3 protein-coding genes are annotated in these 1565 nt (G+C 60.8%); 2 read left to right on the top strand and 1 reads right to left on the bottom strand.

The genetic code is table 11. From position 1 onward, the window contains the following. Together EV683_RS14220 and EV683_RS14215 are read left to right on the top strand one after the other, a co-directional pair. On the top strand, positions 1–342 hold a 342-nt coding region (locus EV683_RS14220; protein WP_207910479.1), incomplete at its 5' end, for a YpsA SLOG family protein. Then, positions 329–598 (top strand): hypothetical protein, encoded by a 270-nt coding sequence (locus EV683_RS14215; RefSeq protein WP_079384645.1) that lies wholly within the window; start codon positions 329–331, stop codon positions 596–598. The genes EV683_RS14220 and EV683_RS14215, both read left to right, overlap by 14 nt. Positions 599–604: 6 nt before the next feature. On the opposite strand, the gene EV683_RS14210 is transcribed toward EV683_RS14215, so the two are convergent. Further along, positions 605–1565, bottom strand: a 961-nt coding sequence (locus tag EV683_RS14210) for an AAA family ATPase (protein ID WP_207910478.1), incomplete at its 5' end; no start/stop codon positions are given.

The raw sequence follows: 1565 nt of genomic DNA, 5'->3' as shown, positions 1-1565 counted from the left end.
TTCGAGCCTGCCCCGGTAATGGATCAGTGTGGCATCAGAGTCCAGCGCACCAAACGCAATGTGCTGGACTCTGATGCCACACTGATCCTTTACCGGGGCAGGCTCGAAGGTGGCAGCCTGCTCACTCGCGATCTGGCGGCGGGACACGGCAAGCCGCTGCTGCTGTGCGATTTGCATGCCCCTACAGAAGAGCTATTGGCGGCATGGCAAGACTGGTTGCTTAGCCATACCATCGCTATTCTCAACATTGCTGGCCCGAGTGAAGCGCGCAACCCCGGTATTTACCTGCAGGCGAGCGCGCTACTGGAGCTTTTCTGGAGTACGGAACATGAACCGATCTGATGCCCGTTGCGCGACACCTTATATTTACTCGGGTGAGTTGCAGATCCGTCCCGAAGTGGATGCCGCGCTGGCTGCGCTGAAAGACAAACCCTACACCGCCATCCCCAGCTGGAAAAACGACGGAACCTGGGAGCTGTGGACGGTGGAAGGCGACGGCGAAACCCAGCCCTGCATTATCAGCGGCCCATCGACAACCTATGCCAGTGAGGCCGATGCGCTGGCTGCCGGTGCGGCCTGGTTATCTAGACAGCGCTGAGCAACCTCAATTCCATCCCTCGCTGACAAAGCCAACGCAACGGCGGCTGATCTCGACCAGCGGCCTGATGTCTTGCACCTGGACGACTCCTCGGTCATCACGAGCCGCTGCGCCCAAGGCCCGCTGCAGAACCAGACGCACACTGCGCGGCGGCAAGGCTTGCAGACGGGACAGGACATCATCATCCAGCCTCTCGGCAAAGGCGTTGCCCCAGCTCGACTCGTCGCGGAGTCGGTTGTAAATCGACTGCGCAATGCTTCTGACCTGCTCCGGCCTGGGCGGTTGAATGTGCAACACCGTCAACCGTGAGCGTAGCGGCCCCGGAATGGCATCCAGCTCATTCGCGGTCGCCATCCAATTCACATGACTGGCGTCGATGGCAAAGTCGCGGATCGACAGGTCGATGAAATCCCGCGCACTGCGCGGTTCCAGCAAGGTATAGAGCGCCGCCAGCGGATCGTATTGCGGTCGCCCGTTGCTGGCCTTATCCAGCTCATCGAGCACCACCACCGGGTTGGCCAGTGGCTGGTAGGCCAGCAGCTCGAAGAGCTGGCCTGGCTCGGAGTTGCTCCAGAACGATTCGGAACCGGCGAGCGGCGAACTTGATTGCGTACTTGCCATGTCGAAGACCCGAAACGGTAGCACGAGCTGATCGGCCAGCCAGCGTGCCGCCTCGGTTTTGCCGATGCCCGCCGGGCCGACCAGCAACACGGCAGGCCAGGACACGCGGCTATCGCCCAGGCTGGACAGGGCAAAGTGGTCACGTAGCAGCTCGGCCAGTTCATGGAAGTTTGGAAAGGCCTGCGCGAACTCATCCAGAAGGGCTTTCCAGTCCGGGGGCAGAAGGCCCAGTTGGCGGCTACCATGGCCCGCGAGGGTGTGCAGAATTTTGTGTAAACGGACTTTTGGCAGGAAACTGCCGACTTGTCCGGAGTCACAATGAGCAAGAAGAAGCACGACGTACCTG

The organism is Crenobacter luteus (assembly GCF_004345725.1).
In the GTDB taxonomy this organism is placed as follows: Bacteria; Pseudomonadota; Gammaproteobacteria; order Burkholderiales; family Chromobacteriaceae; genus Crenobacter; species Crenobacter luteus.
The sequence above is the reverse complement of the archived record's forward strand: the minus strand, read 5'-3'. Positions and strand labels throughout refer to the sequence as shown.